Source organism: Sorangium sp. So ce362, from assembly GCF_051519845.1.
Taxonomy (GTDB): domain Bacteria; phylum Myxococcota_A; class Polyangia; order Polyangiales; family Polyangiaceae; genus Sorangium.
Map to the genome: position 1 here is coordinate 3,508,427 of NZ_CP150332.1, position 20,258 is coordinate 3,528,684.

A 20,258-nucleotide genomic window follows, 5' to 3' on the forward strand; every position below is an offset into this window, starting at 1 on the left:
CGCATCTATGAGCTGGAGCGGGAGAACGCCGCGCTCCGTGCCCACGATCGCCCTCGTCGATGCCGCGCGCCTTCGCCTCGGCGATCGCCCCGGCGAAGTCGCCGTCGCCCACGCGCTCGCGGAGGCTCGCTCCCGCGCGCGCCGGGGCGGCGGCGACGCGCGCTGGAGGAGCGCTCGCGCCGGCCGTACCGGCGCCGGCCGCGTCCTCGCGCGCAGCAGATACGCGCGCGGAAGGCTCGTGCGCCGGAGGCGCGCCCAGGCCCGCGGCGGGCGGCGGCGCCGCGCTGGCCGGCACCCGGAGCCTGCCGGGACGAACCCCCTGGTCGAACTCGGTGCCTGTCACGGTGACCGTGAAGGGCCCCGCCTCCGCGGCTCACGCGGCGCCCGGCAGGTCCGCGACGCGAAAGCGCGCGCTGCCACCCTCGGTGCCGCTTGTCGGTCGCCGGCGATATACCCACCGCCTCCGCCGCTTCCGTGAGCTCCAGGCCCTGGATGTTGCGGAGCACGAAGAGGAGGCGGGCCTTGTCGTCCAGCCGATCGAGCAGCTGATAGAAGCGTTGGAGCGCCTGGCGGACCTCGGGCGCGGTCCCCTCCCGCGCCTCCTCCGGCAGAACGCCGTCGTCCGTGAGGAAGATCCAGCGACGAAGGCGGCGCCGGCGCAGGTCGTACCGCGCGACGCGCGCGGCGATGCCGAGCAGGAACGGCCGGAGCGCAGCGGGGTCGCGGATGTCCTTGATCTGGCGGAAGAAGAGAAGGAACGACTCCTGGACGAGATCCTCGATGTCGCCACCCGGCCCGAGCGCGCGGCGGAGCAGCCCACGCACGACCACGGCGTAGCGATCCCAGACCGCGGCGGGAGCGCCGGCCTCGCCCTTGATCAGGCTGCGCGCCAGCGCGGCGTCGTCGAGCTCGGCGACCCGGACGCTGCGCACGAGCGCGAGCCGGTGACCGGCGAGGGGGAGAGAGGTGGAGGACACGGTGGCGCGGGGGGAGTGGCTGCGGGCCGTGTCCCGTGGCTCAACGAAATGCTCCCGACCGGGCCGGCTCCGGAGCCGCGCACGGCGTGCACCCTCTTGCAGAACCGCGCCGCCGATCGGGAGCTTCGGGTCGTCAGCGGCTACGCCGTCAACGACGGCGCCGACCGGCCGCGGCGCTTCGAAGCGGGCTACCGCGACGGGCGCTACCACCGGCTCGGGCGGGGGGTTCTCGGGTTCGGGGAGCGCGTGGTCGTCGAGGTGGATCGAATCCCGTTCACGAAGCACCCTGGACGGTGTTATTCACAGGGCACCCGCTCCAGATTTCCCACCCTTCCGGGTGCCGCGCGCCCACCTTGCTGACCAGCGTCGCGCACCCAGCCAGGCTTTAACAAGTGCCGAAACCCGTTGGGTCTCTTTCCCCCGATCGAGGCGCGTGGTTGACGCCCGGTCAGTGCTTCAACGTCCTGGGAATCGCCGCGATCCACGCAGGCGCCGTGCTCGCCCTCGTCCGGGGGGGGACCTGGAAGCTCGTCGCGCTCGCCGCGGCGGCCTACCTGATCCGGCTGTTCGCGATGATGGCCGGATATCACCGGTATTTCTCGCATCGCACCTTCAAGACGAGCCGCGCGTTCCAGTTCTTGCTCGCGCTCGTCGCGACGACGGCCGCGCAGAAAGGCCCGCTCTGGTGGGCGTCGACCCACCGGGTGCATCACAAATACTCGGACACCGATCGCGACGTCCACAGCCCCACGCGCCGTTCTTTCTGGCATGCGCACATGGGCTGGTGGATGGGGCGGGAGCACGAGGCGACCGATCTCTCGCTCATCCCCGATTTCGCTCGCTACCCGGAGCTCCGCTGGCTCGACCGGTGGCACGCTCTCTCAATCGTGGCGATGGTCGCTGCGCTCCTGATCTTCGGTGGCCTCGACGTGGGGCTCTGGGGCTATTGCGTGTCGACCTGTCTCTTGCACCACGTCATCTATGCGATCAACTCCGTCGCGCATGTCAGCGGCTCGCGCCGCTATGCGACCACCGACACGAGCCGCAACAACCCGCTCCTCGGTCTGCTCTGCCTCGGGGAGGGCTGGCACAACAACCATCATCACTACCAGAGCAGCGCGCGTCAGGGGTTCTTCTGGTGGGAGATCGACATTACCTATTACGGGCTGAAGGCGCTCGAGAAGATCGGCCTTGTGTGGGACGTGCGCGGCGTCCCCGAGCACGCGTTGCGGCGCAACCTCGCCGCGAAGATCGGCGAATCCCGCGAGCTGGTCCCCGAGGAGGCGTCCGCGATCGGCGGAGACGCTGGGGTGGTGCAGAAGCTCGACTGATGTGGTGAGGGCCGCGCCCATGAGTCGTCTTGTGCCGTTTTGCGCCATATGCTCGAGGCTCCTGCCTGGGCGTCCGGGAAATTCGTTGGCATGATTATCGCTTGTCCGGCTGCTGCGTTGCCAGGAAGGGCTGACGCGCTGCCTTGAAGGAGGATTCAAATGCTCAGGCGATGGGTGGTGATGATAGGGATGGTGGTGGCAGGGTGGGCGGTCGCAGCGTGCGGCGACGGGACCGGGGGCGGGGCCGGCGGCGCGGGCGGGGCCGGCGGCGCGGGCGGGGCCGGCGGCGCGGGCGGAAGCGGCGGTGAGGCGCCATGTGCATCCGAGTGCTGTCCGAGGGAGCCGTTTGCGTGCGCGAGCGTCGATGAGGCGGCATGCCAGGCGAAGCCCGGCTGCGTGCCGGTGCACGGTGTGCCGCTCGGCGACGACGGTGAGCCGAGCGGGTCGGCGGTCTATCTTGGTTGCAGCTCGTGCACAGGCAGCGGCGATTACCAGACATGTGTCGTCGATCCGGCACAGCCGACCGCCTGTTATCAGGTACAGAAAGCGTTGGTGCCGGACGGGTGGCAGGAGATCTTCGAGTGCAACGCCTGCACACCCGGCGGCGAGTGATGCGCCGGCGACCGGACCCACGGAAGCCATAGCGGCGTATTTCTGGGGTATCCCCCGCGCCCGCTCATTCGACCTCTTCGTCTTCGTCGTCCTCCTCGTCGTCTTCGTCTTCGTCTGTGGTGTCCGGGGCCTCGCGCTCGAGCTGCTCGGTGATGGTCTTCACCTGGACCTCCGCGGCGTGGATCTTCCGGCGGCAAAGCGTCACCAGATCCGCCGCCTCCTTCACGAGCGCGGAGAGCTCGTCGATGTCGACCTGACCTTCCTCGATGTCCTGCAAGATCTCCTCGAGGCGCGACGAGGCCTCACCATAGGAGCGCTCCTTCGAGGCGTGCTGCGGGCTTGCCGTGCTCCCGGCGGACGGTTCCTTCCTCTCGCGCTTCGGCTTTGCCATGGTCCTATTTCTCCTCCGACCCGTCCGAGCGAAGCCGCAGCACGCCCTGCTTCAGCTCGGCCGTGAGCGTCGTCCCGCGGGGCGCGCGCGCCGCGTCGGTGAGCACCGTCCCCGCCTCCGTGCGCAGGATCGCGTATCCCCGCTCCACCACGCGCCGCGGGTCGAGGAGGCGCAGGCGCCGCCCGCGCGAGTCGACGCGCTCGGACTCGAGCGCGAGCCTCCGGGAGGAGCGCGGGCCGAGGAGAGAGGCCATCTCGCCGACGTGGTGCGAGGCGGCGTCGAGATCGCGCCTCGCTCCCTGGCGAAGCTGGCGGGCCGCCTCCTGGAGCTGGCCCGCTCGGCGCGCGATGAGCAGCGACGCGGTGCGCGGGACCCGGGCCGCCCCGCGGGTGAGATCCGATGAGGCGGACCGGAGGGCCCGCCGGCCCTGGTCGAGGATGTTCAGGAGGGACGATTCGACAGCATCCCTCGCGTCCGAGACCCGCTTGACGAGGGATGCGGCCGCGGCCGTCGGGGTCTTTTCGCGCCAGCCCACGAAGTCGAGCGCGGACATGTCTCTCTCGTGGCCGATCCCGACCACCACGGGGAGCGGGAATGTGGCGACGGCCCGGGCGATCGGCTCGGAGTCGAACCAGGCGAGGTCGGTGCGTGAGCCGCCGCCGCGGCATATCAGCAGCACGTCGAGCTCCGCGGCATGCGCCCGGAAATAGTCGAGCGCGTTCAGGACCGATGGCTCCGTCTGCCGCCCCTGGACTCGCACCCCGTGCGCCACGACGCGGAACGCGAAGCCTGACTCCTTGAACGTGCCGAGCACGTCGTTGTAGGCGTCCGAGCCCAGGCTCGTCACGAGGCCGACGCGGAGGGGCAGGGTGGGGAAGGGGAGGGAGCGGTTCTGCTCGAGGAGCCCTTCCTCGGCGAGCCGGCGGCGGATCTCGTCCCTCCGCCGGGCGGCCTCGCCGAGCGTGTAGCCCACGTCGAGATCCTCGACCATGAATCGGTACGATCCCCACGGGACGTACAGCTCCACGCGCCCGCGCACGCGGATCTGGATCTCGTCCTCGATCTGGAACGGATTGCCCGCCGCGGCGAGCCGCCGCTCGATCTCGGAGCGGGCGCGGTCGAAGAGGGTCGCCTTGATCTCGGCGATCGTCTTGCCATGAGCGTCGCGCTCGACGAGCTCGAAGCCGACGGTGCTCTTGTGGGCGGCCCGGTTGTAGCTGCAGACCTCCCCGACGAGCCAGATCGAGGCTGGAAACGCTGCTTCGAGGGCGGCGCGGACCGTTCCGTTGAGCTGCGAGACGGTGAAGTCGGAGGCGGCTGGGGTGGCTGGGGTGGTTGAGCTTGGCCGGGGGGCCATCCTGTCGCGCGGCGCATCGGCGCGGATGGGCTCCGCGGCGTGGACCGGCGCGACGCGCGCTTCGTCGAGGGCGAGGGCGCCGCCGCGTTCCCGGTAGAGGCGCTGCGTCACCTCGCAGAAGGCGAAACCCTCGAGGTGCAGCCTGTCCACCACCGCGACAACGTGCGCCTCCGGGACCCACCAGGTCTTCTGCTCGGGATTCCAGCGGCGGGCGGGGAGCAACTTCACGACCTCCACCAGCCTGCGATCGAAGGCGAAGTGGATCTGGAGGGTCCCGGTCCCGTCGTTGGTGACCCGGCGGCTCATCGCGCGACTCTATCATCGCGGGCGAGGAACGCGGGCGGGGAACGCGGGCCGGCATCGCTCGGCCGTGCGTCGAGGTGAGAAGGTCGCGACGTGGCGCCCAGGTGCCCCGCCGAGGCGGGCCTCGGCGCTGCGAGACGGGCGGTCGGCGCCGCGAGACGGGCGTCGGCGCCGCGAGGCGGCCGAGCGTGCGCTGCGCCGCGGTCCGGCGGGAGGCCATCGCAGGTCGCCCGGCCGCTCGCCGACGAGCTCTCTGGGCCGCGGCGGCTCGCCGCCTCTGCAATGCATGCACTGCATGATCACTTCCTCTGTCCGAAGTCGGCGGACCACGGATCGGAATGGGGGATGGCGTGAGACGGCGCGCGCCTCGGCGATCGACAGGCTCCCGCTGTGCTGCCCCGCGGTGCTCTGCTCATGACGTCGAGGTCGCTCCCCGCGGGGCTTGTCCCTGGCGAAAGCTCCACGGTTTCCTATCCGCGGAGCGAGCACGTTGCGGTCGGGATGGCACCGTCCCGACGATCCGATTCCTGCTTCGGGTGCCCCCGCGTCCTTGAACTCCGTTATGCTCGGCGGTGCTTTCCATCCCAGGAGGTCCAAGTTGAGTCGATCAGCACTTGTCAAGCTCGGGTTCGCGGCATTTCTTGCGGCAGCGCCGCTGCTTCCAGCATGTATCAGCGGTCCGGACGGCGCGGAAGAGGCGGAGCTCACCGGTCGCGCGAGCATGTCCCTGGTGACGCAGGCCAATGGACGTGTGTACCGGTTGAGCAACGCGCTCTTCGTCATCGATGGGCCGCTCTTCGGCTACCTCAGCAGCTCGGACAATCCAGGCGAGACGGCGCTCACGGCGGCGTTGCCCGTGGGCGATTACACGAGCTTTCTGGAGACGGGCTGGGTCCTGGAGCGCGACGACGGCGGTACGTTCGTGCCCGTGCAGGCGACGCTCGTCTCCGGCAATCCTGCGCTATTCACCGTTCACGCCGGGGCCACCACCGCGCTGGTTTACCAGTTCCAGACGGACGGCACGCTCGTCACCGTCGGGGATGGTCAGCTCGACATCTCCATCGAGGTGACCGAGGTCGGCGGTGTGTGCACGCCGTTCGGCGCGGGCTGCAGCGGCGGCGAATGGTGTGTTCCTGGAGAGGTGGCGGCCGGAGAGCCGATCTGCCTCGCGGAAGGCGATATCCCCGTTGGCGGCGCCTGTGACGACCTTTCCCGGTCGTGCGTGCTCAATGCGCTGTGCGGCGAGGTTGAAGGAACGGGCGCCACCTGCATCGCGCTCTGCCCGATGGGCAGCCTCGGATCGCCGTGCGCCAGCGGCGGGATCTGCACCGACATCGGCTACACCGAGTTCGGGATCTGCTTCTGATCGTGACCCGCCCCGTCAGGTGCCAGAGCCGCGACGTCGCCGCTCATGTGCTGCAGGCCGAATAGCCGCCCTCGCTGAGGTCGCCCGCGCAGTCCGCCGCTCCCCGCCCAGGTCACGACCGCGGTGAAGCCGTCGACGGGCCGCTCCGTGGTGGCGTGGATCCTGGAAGGGCGCCTCGCCGAGGCGCGATGTCGCCTGCGCGACACCGACGAGCTCGTCGAGATCATCGCCGAGCTCGTCGGCTGTGCCGAGTCCTGACTCTGTCATGTGACCTCCGCGAATTCGGGAGCATACCACGCCATCGTGCGTCGATGCGACCTCACGCTGAGAAGACCTCGTCCGTGCGCGCTTTCAATAGTGCGTGGGCTTCGTCGCGCAGCGGCTCTCCGTGCGCGCTGATCAGGTGTCGGAAGGGAAGCGCCAGCAGGCGGCGGAAGTCGTCAACACTCGGGTGGCACGCGAGCCGCCAGGTGGATGGGATGTTCGCGGCGCGGATCAGCCCTTGCTCCGCGAACAGCTCACCGCATCGGGGAGAGAAGAACTCATCGATGTGCGTCCAGTTCTGAACGGCGTCGCAGGTGATCAGGATCCCGCCTTCGTGGTGTAGCAGCACCGCTGCTTCGGGGAAACGCGCCGACGAAAAGACGAAGACCTCGCCGGTGCGTACTGGAAACGCTCCACCCGAGGCGAGCTCTCGATCGGGACCTCGACCGTCGAGAGGCGCTGCACCAGGTAAGGTCCACAGCGTGGCGCCGTAGCGATCCCGATAAAATGGATCGTCGCGACCATGGAAGGCGCCGAGCCGGACCACATTTCGCACCTCTCCGAGGCCTTCCAGGTCGCGCAACCCTTCCTCCGTGAGCCGCACCGTGTTCAGCAGTGTCAGCGCGCCGTCCTCACGCACGACGACCATGGTCCGACTGGTTTGGATCCCGACGCCGTCATGCTGCGTCTTGTTCGTACCGATAACGAAGAAGAGCTCGGGAAACGCGATCCGTAACTTGCCATGCGGCCAAGCAGGGCTGTACTCGAACATCTGAAGCTCCTCCACTCTCTTTGGGACGATACATTCCACGGTCGCTGCGACCCGGGGAAAAGTCGCCTCGTCTTCGGTCTGCCGTTCCATGACCAACGCCTCCAGCGCCCGCCGCATCGGCTCACGCGACCCGTTCCAGATGAGCTGAAACTAGACCATCGCGCGCTCCTGGTCGAGCCGGCCGAGGGCAACGAGCGCCGCCTGGACCACGGCGAGCCCGCTCGGCCCGTTGCCATGCGCCACCGCCGAGAGCACCGCGAGCTCGGTCTCCGCTTCCGCGTCGGTCGGGTCGGTGATCTCGGGTACGCTGGTCACCGTGCATCGAGCTTGTTGGTTCGTTCTCGTGATCATTTCGACACGGACCGGGCATAGACCGGGAATAAAAGGTGCATGCGCATGCGAACGCCAAGGCATCTGTCGTACATCGGTGCAGCAAGTTTCGCACCTCAGCACCTCTCTTCGCTGGCTGCACCGGCACCATCGCGGACAATGCCGAGGCAGGCGGACCTCTGAATCCGTGGAACGCCATGAAAGCTGAGGAACGTCGAACATGAGCAAGAAGCTGAACCGGAGAATCTTTCTTCGTGGCATGGGCGGAGCCGTCCTGGCTGCGCCGTTCCTCAGCTCCGTGTGGGAGCGCACCGCAAGGGGCGACACCCCTGCACCTGGGAAGTCGCTCATCGTGATGTTCACGCACTATGGGTGCATCACGAACAGCTGGTTTCCCGCGAAGACCCAGGGTGAGCTCACGGCGGATGACCTCACGCCGACGAGCCTCGCGCCCCTCGCTCCCCATGCGAAGAAGCTCCTCATGCCGCGCGGCATCCGCTCGATGAACGAGTGGACCGTCAACAGGTCGCGTGGACAGGGGAACGACCCCCATACACAGACCGTGGGGTCGTTCTTCACCTGCCAGCCGATCACTCCGAACAGCAACGACCCGTTCAGCTTCGACGGGGCGACTAAGTTCAATGCAAAGCCTGTCGGTCCTTCGCTGGATCACGTCATGGCCCAGCAGCTCAGCCCGCAAGGCGCTCCGTTGCTCTTGAACATGGCGGGTCAGAATCAACACCCTCAGTCGGCGATCTCCTACTCCGCCGCCGAGATCATGTACAGCGGCCTCGACGCGTCGCAGGCCTTCAGCAGCCTCACGGGCCTCTTCCACACGGGGATGCCGATGAACCCGGACACCTACGCGGCGATTCGCGGCAAGAGCGTCCTCGACCTCGTAAAGGATGATCTGCAGACGCTCCAGCGGTTCGACATGAGCAAGGCCGACAAGCAGAAGCTCGAAGCCTGGAAGGAGCTCCTCAGCTCGACAGGAGACGTGATGGTTCCCGCGCTGTGCAACGCGGAGCTCGCCGAGAGGCTCGGTGCGACGGCGGCGAACGCCTCCAGCGTGGAGGCGCATGTCCCGGGCAGTGACGCCCTCACGACCAAGGTCTCCGGCGATCTGGATGGAGCGGATATCTATTCGGCCATCGCAGCGCTCGCGGCCGCCTGCAACGTCAACCCCTTGATCTTCCTGAAATATCCGGCGAAATTACGTCTTCGCAGGGCTCGACATCCCTACGGAGTCGCACTCCCTCTCTCACCGCCTCGACAATGCAGGCATGCTGGGCGACTGCTGCGAAGGGCGGCTCCGCGGAAGTGACAAAGTTCGGCTATTCCGACAGGACCGAAGACTTCATCGGTGGCAAGGGCGCGGTCGCCGGCGCCACGAACCACGATCCGGGCGAGTTCACGGAGCTCAAAGCCTGAGCGCGCGCGGGGCGAGAGCCTGAGCACCCGGACGAGCTCGGGTCCAGAGACCCCTCTGCCTGAGCCTGGCGGCGGCGGTCCGACGTGCCGGTGGGATGCTCGCCCTCGCGCTCGCGGCATCGACTAGCGCGTGCGCTCGATCTCGGGGGTCGAGCGTCGCTTCATGAACGCGACCGGCGAGAGCCCCGCGAGCTCGCGGAACTCCCTGACCAGGTGCGGCTGATCGCAGTAGCCGCTCGCGAGGGCGACCTCCGACCACGACCCGCGGGGGACCTGCACGTTCGAGACGACGCGCTGGAAGCGGGTGATGCGCGCGTACTGCTTCGGCGAGACGCCGACGGTCGCCACGAAGGCGCGCCGCAGGTTCCGCGGGCTGACGTGGAGCGCGCTCGCCGTCTCTTCCACGGTGATCCCTCCGAGCGAGAGCTTCCGTACCGCGGCGCGCGCGACGGCCGCCGATGCCGGCTCGAACACGTCGGGACCGAGCATGCGGCCCTCGAGGGCGCGTTCGATCGCGTCCAGGCGAGCTCGCGTGGGGTCCAGCGTGACGCCGGCTCCGACCGCCACAAGCTGCTCGAGCAGGGCGTCGGCGTGTCGGCCCCAGAGATCGCGCGCCGGGACGAGGCGATCGGCGAGCTCGTCCATCGGCACACCGAAGAAGGGGTACGCGCCGCCGGGTCGAAAGACCACCTGCACCGCGAGCAGGAAGCGCGACATGCGCTTGTACACGGCCCGCGTCTGAGGCCCGAGGACGACGAGATCGGCGCGGTCGGCGTCGAGGAGGCGAAAGACCAGCGATGTCGTGCCATCGGGCAGCAGGTCGAGGCTCGTGACCGGCGGCGTTCTGGCGCGAACGTCGACGACGAGATTGCGGAGCACACGCGACGCCGGCGCGCCGACCGCCGGGGGCGAGGCGCGCCGCGCGATGGCCTGTTCGATCGAGCCCAGCACGATGCCATCGTGCGCTCGCCTTGGGCCGCCATCAACCCTCCCGGCCCCGTCCTGGCCGTTTCCTCCAAGATTGCACGCCGGCGCGGGCGCACGGTGGGGTCCAGCAAGGGCTCCTCAGCCGGAGCCCGCAGGAGAACCACGATGACCCTCGACAACTACGTCACCCTCGGCCGCTCCGGGCTGCGCGTCAGCCCCCTGTGCCTCGGCGCCATGACCTTCGGCGAAGACCTCGGCTTCGGATCCAGCGTCAAGGAGTCCGAGGCGATCCTCGATCGCTTCATCGAGCGCGGCGGCAACTTCATCGACACCGCCAACTTCTACACAAAGGGCCACTCCGAGAAGATCATCGGCGACCACCTCGGCCGCCACCCGAGCAAGCGCGACCGGGCGGTGATCGCCACGAAGTTCGCCGCCAACCTCTACCTCGGCGACCCGAACGGCGGCGGCGCCGGGAGGAAGGCCATCTTCGCGCAGTGCGAGCAGTCGCTGCGCCGCTTGCAGACTGACTACATCGACCTCTACTGGATGCACGTCTGGGACAAGAACACGCCCATCGAGGAGACGGTGCAAGCCCTCCACGATCTCGTGGCGGCCGGCAAGGTCCGCTACGTCGGCGTCTCCGACACGCCGGCGTGGAAGGTGGCGCAGGCGCACGGTCTGGCGGGCTTCCGCGGGTGGGCGCAGTTCATCGCGCTGCAGATCGAGCACTCGCTCCTCGAGCGCACGGTGGAGGGGGAGCTCATCCCCATGGCGCGCGAGCTGGGCCTCGGCGTCACGCCCTGGTCGCCCCTCAAGAGCGGCGTGCTCTCCGGCAAGTACACGCGGGAGAACGCCGGCAAGCACAAGTCCGATCGCGGCCCGTTCGTGCTCTCCGCGCTCACCGACAAGGCGTACGAGATCGTCGACAAGCTCGTCGAGATCGCCAGGGATCTCGACACGACGCCGGCGCGCGTGGCGCTTGCCTGGGTGGTGGCCCGGCCGGGCGTCACCTCCACGATCATCGGCGCGCGCACGCTGGCGCAGCTCGACGACAACCTCAACTCCCTGGAGGTCAAGCTAACGCCCGATCAGGTGGCCGCGCTCGACGCGCTCTCGGCGCCGGTGCTCGACTTCCCCGCCGGCTTCCTGCGCATGGCCGGCGCGTTCATGAACGGCGGCACGACGATCAACGGCGAGAGCGCGCCGGCGCTGCCGATGGTGCCGCAGAACGAGAGCGAGCGGTACTGAGCACGTACGCACGCCGCGGCGCTACGTGCGCCGCGTACTCCCGTTGCCTCGCGCCGACGCCTTTTTGGGCCTGACGACGCCACCGACGAACGCCGCCAGGTGCTCGCCGGTCAGCGTCGACCTCGCCGCCACAAGGTCGGCCGGGGTGCCTTCGAACACGATCCGCCCGCCGTCGTGGCCCGCGCCCGGCCCGAGGTCGATGATCCAGTCGGCGTGCGCCATCACCGCCTGGTGGTGCTCGATCACGATGACCGACTTGCCGGAGTCGACAAGTCGGTCCAGCAGGCCGAGCAGCTGCTTGAGGTCGGCGAGGTGCAGCCCGGTGGTCGGCTCGTCGAGCACGTAGACGCCGCCGTCGGCGCCCATGTGCGTCGCGAGCTTGAGCCGTTGCCGCTCGCCGCCCGACAGCGTGGGGAGCGGCTGGCCGAGCCGCAGGTAGCCGAGCCCCACGTCGGCCATGCGCTGCAGGATCGCGTGCGCGGCCGGCGTACGCGCCTCGCCGGCGCCGAAGAAGGCGACCGCGTCTTCGACGGGCAGGTCGAGCACCTCGGCGATGTGGAGCCCGCCGAGCCGGTACTCCAGCACCGACGCCTGGAATCGCCGGCCCTCGCACTCCTCGCAGACCGTGCTGACACCGGCCATCATGCCCAGGTCGGTGTAGATCACCCCGGCGCCGTTGCAGGTCGGACAGGCGCCCTCCGAGTTCGCGCTGAACAGGGCGGGCTTCACGCCGTTGGCCTTCGCGAACGCCTTGCGGATCGGCTCCAGCAGATCGGTGTACGTCGCCGGGTTGCTGCGCCGCGAGCCATGGATCGCGCTCTGGTCGATCGACACGACCCCGTCTCGACCGGACACGGAGCCGTGGATGAGGGAGCTCTTGCCCGACCCGGCCACGCCGGTCACCACCACCAGCACGCCGAGCGGGATGTCGACGTCGACGTTCTTCAGGTTGTGCCTGCGGGCGCCGCGCACCTTCAGCACACCCGACGGCTTCCGCACCGACGGCTTCAGGGAGGCCCCGTCGCTCAGGTGACGCCCGGTGAGCGTGCCGCTCGCCCGCAGCCCGTCGACGGTGCCCTCGAAGACCACCTTGCCGCCCGCGGTGCCGGCGCCGGGGCCGAGGTCGACGACGTGGTCGGCGATCACGATCGTCTCCGGCTTGTGCTCGACCACGAGGACGGTGTTGCCCTTGTCGCGCAGCCGAAGCAAAAGGTCGTTCATCCGCTGGATGTCATGCGGGTGCAGCCCGATCGTCGGCTCGTCGAAGACATAGGTCACGTCGGTGAGCGACGACCCGAGGTGGCGGATCATCTTTGTGCGCTGCGCCTCACCGCCCGAGAGCGTGCCGGACGGTCGGTCGAGGCTGAGGTAGCCGAGCCCGATCTCCACGAACGATTCGAGCGTGTGGCGCAGCGCCCCGAGGAGCGGCGCGACGGACGGCTGGTCCAGACCGCGCACCCACTCGGCGAGGTCGCTGATCTGCATCGCGCAGACATCGGCGATGTTCTTGCCCTTGATCTTGGAGGACCGGGCGGCCTCGCCGAGCCGGGTGCCGCCGCACTCGGGACAGGTGGTGAACGTGACCGCCCGCTCCACGAATGCGCGGATGTGTGGCTGCAGCGAGTCGACGTCCTTGGAAAGGAACGACTTCTGGATCCTCGGGATCAGACCCTCGTACGTCAGGTTGATGTTGTCGACCTTGATCTTCGTCGGCTCCTTGTGGAGCAGGTCGTGCAGCTCCTTCTTTGTGAACTTGCGGATCGGCTTGTCCGGGTCGAAGAAGCCGCAGCCGTTGAAGATGCGGCCGTACCAGCCGTCGATGCTGAAGCCGGGGATCGTGAGGGCACCCCCGTTGAGCGACTTGCTGTCGTCGTACAGCTGAGACAGGTCGATGTCGTTGACCGAGCCCCGGCCCTCGCAGCGAGGACACATGCCGCCGGCGCGGGTGAATGTCTGTTTCACGGTCTTGCTGCCGGCGCCGCGCTCGACCGTGATCTCGCCGCTCGCCCGGACCGAGGGGACGTTGAAGGAGTACGCGTTGGGCGAGCCGATGTGCGGCTTGCCGAGGCGGCTGAAGAGGATGCGCAGCATGGCGTTGGCGTCTGTGGCGGTGCCGACCGTGGAGCGGGGGTCGGCGCCCATCCGCTCCTGGTCGACGATGATCGCCGTCGTCAGCCCGTCCAGTACGTCGACCTCGGGCCGGGCCAGCGTCGGCATGAACCCCTGCACGAACGCGCTGTAGGTCTCGTTGATCAGCCGCTGGGACTCCGCCGCGATGGTGCCGAACACAAGCGACGATTTGCCCGATCCCGAGACGCCGGTGAACACGGTCAGCCGCCGCTTGGGGATCTCGACGCTGACGTCCTTCAGGTTGTTCTCCCGGGCGCCCTGGATGCGGATCAGGTCGTGGCTGTCTGCGGAGTGCTGGTTCTGGGAGGTCATGTTCGCAATCATGTCATCGAGCATCGACGGTTTGCGGTTGTGCGGTCCTGTCCGTGGAAGTCACTCGTCCATCTTCTCCAGCAGCTGTTCAAGGCGATCGACGTGCTCCGTCCAGAAGGCGCGGTAGTGCGCGATCCAGTCGATGAGCGGCTTCATCCCGCGCGGCTCCACCCGGTAGTAGACACAGCGCCCCTCGCGCCGGCCGTTCACCAGGCCGGCGTCCTTCAGCGTGGCGAGGTGCTGCGAGACCGCCGGCTGCGAGATGTTGAAGCGCGCCGTGAGCTCCTTCACGGCCGCTTCGCCACGCGTGAGCGACTCGAAGATCGCCCTGCGGCTGGGGTCCGCCAGCGCATGAAAGATCTTGTCCTCGGCCACGGCCGCGCTCTGCATCCCTTACGTATAAGCTGTCGCTTATTGGTTGTCAAGCGCGCATCGGGCTTCTCGGCTCGAAGGTTCACTCGTCGCTGTGTCCCTCTTGGACGGGACGCTCTCCTTCAGTCGTGTCGTCGAGCTGCTGCGCGCCGAGCTTCCTGTTGAGAGAGCGTCTCCTCTCCAGGAGGGCGGCGGTTCGCATAGACGGCATCTGCGCGTACAGCCTGCTTCATTGCAGCGCGGGCGCGGGCGACCCGATCCAGGTGGAGCTGCGGCGCCCCTCGGGGCTCGAGCTCGCCTCCACCTCGCGCGGGTCGGCCGCGCGTGATGCCGCGTACCCGCGCGGCGCGGACTCTCGATCGCGCGCCGCCGCTCGGCTCGGAAGGGGATTCACGCTAGCATGCCGCAAGGCTCATGCCCGAGGTCCTGCGCAACGCTCATTTCATCGTGGCCGTCGATCGCATCGCGAAGATCGTGAGGGTCACGCGGACCGCCGAGCCATTCGATTCCATCGAGCAGATCGAGCAGGAGTGTCTGGAGATCACCGCGGCGCTCGCGCCGGTCGACCGGAGCGCGATGTCGCTGCTCCTGGACATCCGGGCGGCCCCGGGGCGAAACGATCCCAGGTTCGAAGACGCGACGCTGCAGCTGCGGACCGCGGCCGTGCGCGGCTTCGGGTGCGTGGCCGTCCTCGTGGGGACGCCCGCCGGTGCGCTGCAGGTCCGGCGCCATAGCCGCGAGGACGGCATCGATCGCCTGATCAGCGACAACGAGGGCGAGCTGCTCGCCTATCTCGCCGCCTTGCCCTCGCGCCACCGCTGATCGCGGTGGCCGCGATTGAGCCGCGCCCAGCAGAGCGCCTCCGCGAAGGCGCTCGCGGAGGCCCTCGCGGCCCACGCGCCGCCGCGGAGCGACACCGCCACGGGGGCGCCATGAGCGACGCGGCCGACAGCCCCCCCGTCGCCACGCTCGTCGACGTGGCGACCGCCCCGGAGGCCACGCTCGTCGACCTGGTGCTCGGCACCGGCGCGGCCTCGCGCGTGCTCGGCATGCACGGCCTGCTGGAGCTCGGGCGCCTGACGCCCTACGCGCTCGCGCAGCGGACCGAGCTCGCGCTCCACGACGCGCAGCGGCTGCCCGCCGCCCTCGAGCTCGGCCGGCGCGTCGACGCCGCGCGCTCGCGCCGCACAAGGCGCCTGCGCTCGCCGCGCCACATCGCCCGCTTCTTCGAATCCATGCTCGCACAGCTCGTGCACGAGGAGCAGGTCTGGATTGACGGCGCTCGACGTCCATCACGGCGAGTGCAGCGTCCGCCTGCTCTCCCGCGGCGGCCTCGGCGCTACCGTGGTCCAGCAGAGCGACGTGCTGGCGAGCTGCGCGTCGCGCTCGCTGGCAACATGGTGGCGTCCGCGCACCATGCCCTCCTGAGACTGCAAGGGCAGACCGTCGTCGCTCACCACGCTAACGCAGCGTCCGTCAAAGGCTACGAGCTTACACCCATGGCAACGAACCAGGTGCTCGAGGAGCTCGGATCCGGTACAATGGATACATGCACATTGACGATCTCATTGAAGCCAGATGGCTGGTCTTGTATCGGTCATTGTCGTACCGTCTGGCCTACCCGGCTAACGTGATCGCGATGTGCCGTGGGTCGCCGTGCTGGGCGCAGCTCGGCGCGGGCGCATCGTCGGAATCAGCGCGCAACTGGGCGGCAATGTAGCGATGGCATCAGGAATCTCTCTTTCCTACGAGGATTCTGCCGATCGCTCGCGCATCGAGCGCATCGAGCACACCGGTAAGCTCGCGCAGCGACACCACGACGCGCTCGCAGAAGAGATCAAGCTCGCGTGTCGCCTGGCGCACGGCGCTTTGCAGCGCCTCGGGGTTCATGGCGAACTCCCTCGGATGCGTCGGCAGGTTGCACTCTGCTTCCTCTCGAATGTGCAGCATCGGGGCGTGGTACCAGACTGTGAGGCATGGGTGACCGATCCACAACATTTCCGGTAATTCAGTCCGCTGCTCGGTCGCGATCTGCCAATTGTCGAGAGCACCAAGATCCCCGCAACAGGTCGGGAGTATCAGTAATTCGCTGTCGTCGACAAGTGCGAGCCCGCCACAGAAGGGGTCGATTCCATCAAGATCGGCTGGAACTCCGCCGGCAAAGTGGACCTGCAAGACCCTGTGGAGCAGATCGGGGGAGTTGAGCGCGTCCAGCGCCACCAGCCACGAGCCCTGAACGACGGGGGCCACGCCGACGACGCCACCCGCTCGAAGGCAGGCCCGCCAGTAGGTATCACTCTCCTCTGCCGTCCATGGACTCGTGCCCGGCTGAGGCGCGGATCCATAAGCTCCTGGCTCGAGCTCGACGACGGGCAACAGGCGGAGGTTGTCCGAAATGGTGCGCACGCGGCGCTGCACGCCAGACTGGGCTTTACCTGAGGAAGCCATCATCTACGTCCGCCCAACACCATGGAAACCAGCCGTCGGCTGCACTGCCTTGTTGGGCGGCCGTTCCTGACACCGCCTTCAGCACGGCTCGGCGAGCGACGCGCGACGATGGTCCCGCTCATACCAGCGCTCCAGTTACTCGGGCCCTCGCCGAGCATGACCTTCCTGGCCGCTCGCATGGCACCGGCGTCCAGCACGTGACCGGCGCGGTATTCCCGGCGGGTTCTGGCTCGGCGTAGCCGGAGCATCGTTCGTGGGCCGGCCAGTCGTCAGCTCGGCGCTCCGACGCGAAACGAGAGCCACGCGGTGCTCGGATCGATGCCGAGCACGTCGAGGCGGGCGCGCAGTCGCCAATCGTGCTTCGCGTATTTGCCCTTGTAACTCGGCTGAACGCCGATCGGCAGTCGGAAGGTGCCCTTGAACTTGCGCTCCTCCCCGGGAGACAAGGTCATCCCTGGGGTCACCGCGACCTTTGCTTCGAACGTCGTCTCCGAATGTCGAGCTACCTGCGGGGTCGCTTGAGCTCGCGGTTTGGGCCCGGATTTCGCGGCGGCGTCTGCGAGCACGTTGGCCCAGCTCGCGTTTCGCGGCAGTTCGATCTCCTCGACTGATTTGACCTCGAGCAGCACTGCACGCACATCGAGCGCCGCAGGGCCGTTCTTGATGGTGATGTGGACCGAGATGGTTTGACCGGGGACAACGAACTGCGGTTCCATCTCCAACGAGACATTCGCTGCCGAGCCGGTCACCCGATCCACGGTCGTTCGCACAGAGTCCCAGAAGCCCATGTCTACCTCGTCCAGCCAGTATTACACCACCGCGCGTTCGGTGAAAAGACCGCACTCGCGAACGCGGCGCGGTGGCGCCTGGACGCACCGCGCCGGGTCGAGGCCGGCGGGCAGATTTCCCTTACCGATAAGCTTCTCCGCGCCGCCCATGTCGGGCTGTACACGTAGCGCGATGCTTCTCCCGAGGCTGGTCTTGATCTCGCCGGCACCGTGTTCCCTCTCCGAGTGCGCCGACAGTACACAGGAAACGGTAGGGGCCCAGGCGCGCCAGGATTTCGCCCTCCGGACCGGGCGTCTCGTTCGGCAGCGGTGGTAGCGGGCGGCGCCTCGGCGACTATATCTGCGCTCGTCACGCCTGGCGACTACGGCCTCTGTCTGCCTGACGTTGCAGTCTGCTGCGGGTGGGCGAAGGCCGACCGTCAGCAACAGTGCTGAGTTCGACGATGGTCCGTCGAGGCCGTCAGCCGCCACTGACGGACTGCGCCATCACCTTCACCAGCTTGGGGGGCGCCGTGCCCATGGAAGCGGAGGTGCTCCACGATCGTCCGGTGCCTGCTCCCCGGGCCTGGACGCGTCTCGGGCTCTCGAGGTTCAGGCGCCGGGGTCGCCCCGTGGCGGTCGTCGTGTCCCGGGAGTGGATCGACGAGCCACGGGGCCGGTATGCCGGTCGCCTTCGCGGGATCGTGCGTGTCGCTGCTGACGATCACGATGCGCCCTCCGGGCGTGAAGCAGGGCAGGAGCAGGTTGACGAGCAGGAAATGTCCGAGGTGGTTCACGGCGAAGGTGGTCTCCACGCCGTCGTCGGTGGCGCTCGCCTCGCTCACGAGCTGGACGCCGGCATTGCAGAGGAGGGCGCGGACCGGCGCGCCCTCGGCAGCGAGCTCCTGCGCGAAGCGACGCACCGACCGGAGCGACGCGAGATCGAGCTCCCGCGACCCTGCCCGCGCGCGGGCTGCGCTGCCGCAGACCGAGCTACGAGCGCTCGATCTGGCGCCTCTTTCATTCGCGGAGGCCGAGCGCACTGCGCTCATCCAATCGCTAAAGAAGCTCGGCACGTCAGCCGAGCAGCGGCTAACCAACCGGTCACGCCGTGCCACACGGACCGAGGAGCAAGACAATGTTCAATGGGCTCTCTTTGTCATCGCCTTACAACAGCCGCGCTTTCGCGCCGGTCCAGCAATCTAGTCATCGTGGACGCGACGAACTTTGGCGGAAGGCCACAGGCCATCATCGAGCTGCCGGCGCGCGTGCCCGCCGGCTTTCACGGAACCTGGGTTCCCGCCAGCTGATCCTGTCACTCGTCGACGGGCGAACAACAAAGACGCCGGGGGCTGCGCAGAGCGGGAGGGGCCGCGCCTACTCCCTGGTGAAGTCCGACAGGCGGCGCATCAGCCCGGAGAGCTGGGGATACATGTCCCTGTAGATCCCCAGCAGCGCCGCGTAGCGCCGCCGGCGCCCGGGATCGGGCTGGAAGGTCGCTGTCGCGGTCCCGCGCATCGCCTTCGCGGCCGCCTCGATGCTCCCGGCCAGTCCGGCGCCGGCGGCCGCGCACATGGCGGCGCCCAGGCAGGCCGCCTCGACCGTCTCGGACCGCTCGACGACGACGCCCGTCGCGTCGGCCATGACGGCGCACCAGAGGTCGCTGGCGGCCACGCCCCCGACCGCGGCGAACTCGGCGACCTCGATCCCCGCCGCGCCGCGCATCCGATCGAGCACCAGCGCCTGCTCCAGCGCCACGCCCTCGATCAGCGCGCGGTAGACGTGCCCGCGCCCGTGCGCGTCCGTCAGGCCCAGGATCGCGCCGCGGGCGTCGGGATCCCAGTGGGGGTTCATCGCGCCTTCCCAGTAGGGCAAGAGCAGCAGGCCGTCGCTGCCGGGCGGCAGCGACGCCGCCTCCGCCTCGATCGCGCCCATTGCGGCCTCATCGCGTGGATCGACGCCCAGGAGGCGGCGCAGGAACCAGTCCGAGAGCAGGGCCCCGCTGCGCAGGCTGCTCTCCAGCACGTAGCCGCGGCCGGAGGCGCTGGTCATTGTGCGCCACGCCGGGTCCTGCCGCGGCTCCGGGCAGAAGACGCCGAAGACCACGGCCGTGCCGAGGTTCAGGTAAGCGCGCCGCGGATCCAGGGCATCGACGCCGAGCCCGGCCACCTGGCCATCGCCACCGCCGGCCAGCACCGGCGTGCCCGCGCGCAGCCCGGTGGCCGCCGCGGCGGCCGCCGACACCGCGCCGAGCAGCGCGCCGGGGGGAAACACCTCGGGCAGGCGGTCGGGCGTGATGCCGACGGCGCCGCAGAGCTCGTCCGACCAGCGGTGCGCGCCGATGTCGAAGAGCGCGAGCGGGTCGGCGCTCGCCCAGCTGGTGCGGGCGCGCCCGGTCAAGGACTGCACGAGATAGGCCTGCACGTCGCAGAAGAGGGCGGTGCGGCGGTGGATCTCCGGCTCCTCCTCGGCCAGCCAGGCGATCTTGGGCAGCGCCGGACCGAAGTCCGCGGCCTTTCCGGACAGCGCCCTCAGCCGGCCTTCCCCGATGCGGCGGACCAGGGAGCCGAGGTGCCCCCGCGCACGCCCGTCCAGCCACAGCATGGCGGGGCGGAGCGGCTCGCCGTCAGGACCGAGGCAGGCGAAGGTCTCGCGCTGGTGCGCGATGGCGAGCCCCGCGATGCGCCCCGGGTCCACCGCGGCGGTGACCTCCGCGAGCGCCGCGCACAGGGCGCCCCACCACGCCCGGGGATCCTGCTCGAACCGGTCGGGCGCCGGACGCTCCAGCGAGAGCGGCGCCCGGCCGGCGGCCTGCAAGCGCCCCCCGGCGTCGAAGACGGCCGCCTTGGCGGCGGTGGTGCTCAGGTCGATTCCGAGGACGAGGTCGGCCCGCATGGCGAATCGGCCCCCTCAATCC

The 20,258-nt window shown here is 69.0% G+C and carries 21 protein-coding genes; 9 read left to right on the forward strand and 12 right to left on the reverse strand.

Features of this window, described 5'->3' with window-relative positions:
- Nucleotides 1–5: 5 nt before the first annotated feature.
- Nucleotides 6–977: an RNA polymerase sigma factor gene (locus WMF17_RS13860; protein ID WP_437649876.1), complete on the reverse strand. Its 972-nt coding sequence runs from the start codon at nucleotides 975–977 to the stop codon at nucleotides 6–8.
- 437 nt (nucleotides 978–1,414) lie between these two features.
- On the opposite strand from WMF17_RS13860, the gene WMF17_RS13865 reads away from it, so the two are divergent.
- Both WMF17_RS13865 and WMF17_RS13870 read left to right on the forward strand, forming a co-directional pair.
- Nucleotides 1,415–2,308 (forward strand): acyl-CoA desaturase, encoded by an 894-nt coding sequence (locus WMF17_RS13865; RefSeq protein WP_437649878.1) that lies wholly within the window; start codon nucleotides 1,415–1,417, stop codon nucleotides 2,306–2,308.
- 159 nt (nucleotides 2,309–2,467) lie between these two features.
- On the forward strand, nucleotides 2,468–2,920 hold the full coding sequence (locus WMF17_RS13870; RefSeq protein ID WP_437649880.1) for a hypothetical protein: 453 nt from the start codon (nucleotides 2,468–2,470) through the stop codon (nucleotides 2,918–2,920).
- A 64-nt stretch (nucleotides 2,921–2,984) separates the two neighbouring features.
- On the opposite strand, the gene xseB is transcribed toward WMF17_RS13870, so the two are convergent.
- Both xseB and xseA read right to left on the reverse strand, forming a co-directional pair.
- Nucleotides 2,985–3,311 (reverse strand): exodeoxyribonuclease VII small subunit, encoded by a 327-nt coding sequence (gene xseB / locus WMF17_RS13875; protein ID WP_437649881.1) that lies wholly within the window; start codon nucleotides 3,309–3,311, stop codon nucleotides 2,985–2,987.
- 4 nt (nucleotides 3,312–3,315) lie between these two features.
- Nucleotides 3,316–4,974, reverse strand: a complete 1,659-nt coding sequence (gene xseA, locus WMF17_RS13880) for an exodeoxyribonuclease VII large subunit (protein WP_437649882.1) — start codon at nucleotides 4,972–4,974, stop codon at nucleotides 3,316–3,318.
- A gap of 559 nt (nucleotides 4,975–5,533) precedes the next feature.
- Between xseA and WMF17_RS13885 the strand changes: the two genes are divergently transcribed.
- Both WMF17_RS13885 and WMF17_RS13890 read left to right on the forward strand, forming a co-directional pair.
- Nucleotides 5,534–6,337 (forward strand): hypothetical protein, encoded by an 804-nt coding sequence (locus WMF17_RS13885; RefSeq protein WP_437649884.1) that lies wholly within the window; start codon nucleotides 5,534–5,536, stop codon nucleotides 6,335–6,337.
- Nucleotides 6,338–6,460: 123 nt separating this feature from the next.
- Nucleotides 6,461–6,595: a hypothetical protein gene (locus tag WMF17_RS13890; RefSeq protein WP_437649886.1), complete on the forward strand. Its 135-nt coding sequence runs from the start codon at nucleotides 6,461–6,463 to the stop codon at nucleotides 6,593–6,595.
- A gap of 61 nt (nucleotides 6,596–6,656) precedes the next feature.
- Here the strand turns inward: WMF17_RS13890 and WMF17_RS13895 are convergent, their stop codons facing one another.
- Nucleotides 6,657–7,463: a hypothetical protein gene (locus WMF17_RS13895; RefSeq protein WP_437649887.1), complete on the reverse strand. Its 807-nt coding sequence runs from the start codon at nucleotides 7,461–7,463 to the stop codon at nucleotides 6,657–6,659.
- A gap of 60 nt (nucleotides 7,464–7,523) precedes the next feature.
- On the reverse strand, nucleotides 7,524–7,688 hold the full coding sequence (locus WMF17_RS13900; protein WP_437649889.1) for a hypothetical protein: 165 nt from the start codon (nucleotides 7,686–7,688) through the stop codon (nucleotides 7,524–7,526).
- Between the two features lie 235 nt (nucleotides 7,689–7,923).
- On the opposite strand from WMF17_RS13900, the gene WMF17_RS13905 reads away from it, so the two are divergent.
- The gene (locus WMF17_RS13905) at nucleotides 7,924–9,027 is read left to right on the forward strand and encodes a DUF1552 domain-containing protein (protein ID WP_437649891.1); all 1,104 of its coding nucleotides are present in this window, start codon (nucleotides 7,924–7,926) and stop codon (nucleotides 9,025–9,027) included.
- A 230-nt stretch (nucleotides 9,028–9,257) separates the two neighbouring features.
- Here WMF17_RS13905 and WMF17_RS13910 read toward each other — a convergent pair whose 3' ends face one another.
- The gene (locus WMF17_RS13910; protein ID WP_437602530.1) at nucleotides 9,258–10,085 is read right to left on the reverse strand and encodes a helix-turn-helix domain-containing protein; all 828 of its coding nucleotides are present in this window, start codon (nucleotides 10,083–10,085) and stop codon (nucleotides 9,258–9,260) included.
- 141 nt (nucleotides 10,086–10,226) lie between these two features.
- Here WMF17_RS13910 and WMF17_RS13915 point away from each other — a divergent pair, with 141 nt between their 5' ends.
- Nucleotides 10,227–11,312, forward strand: a complete 1,086-nt coding sequence (locus WMF17_RS13915; RefSeq protein WP_437649893.1) for an aldo/keto reductase — start codon at nucleotides 10,227–10,229, stop codon at nucleotides 11,310–11,312.
- Nucleotides 11,313–11,333: 21 nt separating this feature from the next.
- Here WMF17_RS13915 and WMF17_RS13920 read toward each other — a convergent pair whose 3' ends face one another.
- Nucleotides 11,334–13,754, reverse strand: coding sequence for an ATP-binding cassette domain-containing protein (locus tag WMF17_RS13920; protein WP_437649895.1), 2,421 nt, complete (start codon nucleotides 13,752–13,754; stop codon nucleotides 11,334–11,336).
- Nucleotides 13,755–13,814: 60 nt separating this feature from the next.
- The gene (locus tag WMF17_RS13925) at nucleotides 13,815–14,144 is read right to left on the reverse strand and encodes an ArsR/SmtB family transcription factor (RefSeq protein WP_437649897.1); all 330 of its coding nucleotides are present in this window, start codon (nucleotides 14,142–14,144) and stop codon (nucleotides 13,815–13,817) included.
- A 396-nt stretch (nucleotides 14,145–14,540) separates the two neighbouring features.
- Between WMF17_RS13925 and WMF17_RS13930 the strand changes: the two genes are divergently transcribed.
- A complete protein-coding gene (locus WMF17_RS13930) occupies nucleotides 14,541–14,948 on the forward strand; it encodes a hypothetical protein (protein WP_437649899.1) in 408 nt (135 codons plus the stop codon).
- Nucleotides 14,949–15,058: 110 nt separating this feature from the next.
- On the forward strand, nucleotides 15,059–15,760 hold the full coding sequence (locus tag WMF17_RS13935) for a hypothetical protein (protein WP_437649901.1): 702 nt from the start codon (nucleotides 15,059–15,061) through the stop codon (nucleotides 15,758–15,760).
- Nucleotides 15,761–15,854: 94 nt separating this feature from the next.
- Here the strand turns inward: WMF17_RS13935 and WMF17_RS13940 are convergent, their stop codons facing one another.
- The 3 genes from WMF17_RS13940 to WMF17_RS13950 form a co-directional block, all read right to left on the reverse strand.
- The gene (locus tag WMF17_RS13940) at nucleotides 15,855–16,577 is read right to left on the reverse strand and encodes a hypothetical protein (RefSeq protein ID WP_437649903.1); all 723 of its coding nucleotides are present in this window, start codon (nucleotides 16,575–16,577) and stop codon (nucleotides 15,855–15,857) included.
- A gap of 266 nt (nucleotides 16,578–16,843) precedes the next feature.
- Nucleotides 16,844–17,362 (reverse strand): hypothetical protein, encoded by a 519-nt coding sequence (locus WMF17_RS13945; protein ID WP_437649905.1) that lies wholly within the window; start codon nucleotides 17,360–17,362, stop codon nucleotides 16,844–16,846.
- A gap of 419 nt (nucleotides 17,363–17,781) precedes the next feature.
- Nucleotides 17,782–18,393, reverse strand: a complete 612-nt coding sequence (locus WMF17_RS13950) for an SDR family NAD(P)-dependent oxidoreductase (RefSeq protein WP_437649906.1) — start codon at nucleotides 18,391–18,393, stop codon at nucleotides 17,782–17,784.
- A 93-nt stretch (nucleotides 18,394–18,486) separates the two neighbouring features.
- Between WMF17_RS13950 and WMF17_RS13955 the strand changes: the two genes are divergently transcribed.
- On the forward strand, nucleotides 18,487–18,651 hold the full coding sequence (locus WMF17_RS13955) for a carotenoid oxygenase family protein (protein ID WP_437649908.1): 165 nt from the start codon (nucleotides 18,487–18,489) through the stop codon (nucleotides 18,649–18,651).
- 67 nt (nucleotides 18,652–18,718) lie between these two features.
- Here the strand turns inward: WMF17_RS13955 and WMF17_RS13960 are convergent, their stop codons facing one another.
- Nucleotides 18,719–20,236 (reverse strand): xylulokinase, encoded by a 1,518-nt coding sequence (locus WMF17_RS13960; protein ID WP_437649910.1) that lies wholly within the window; start codon nucleotides 20,234–20,236, stop codon nucleotides 18,719–18,721.
- Nucleotides 20,237–20,258: the final 22 nt, after the last annotated feature.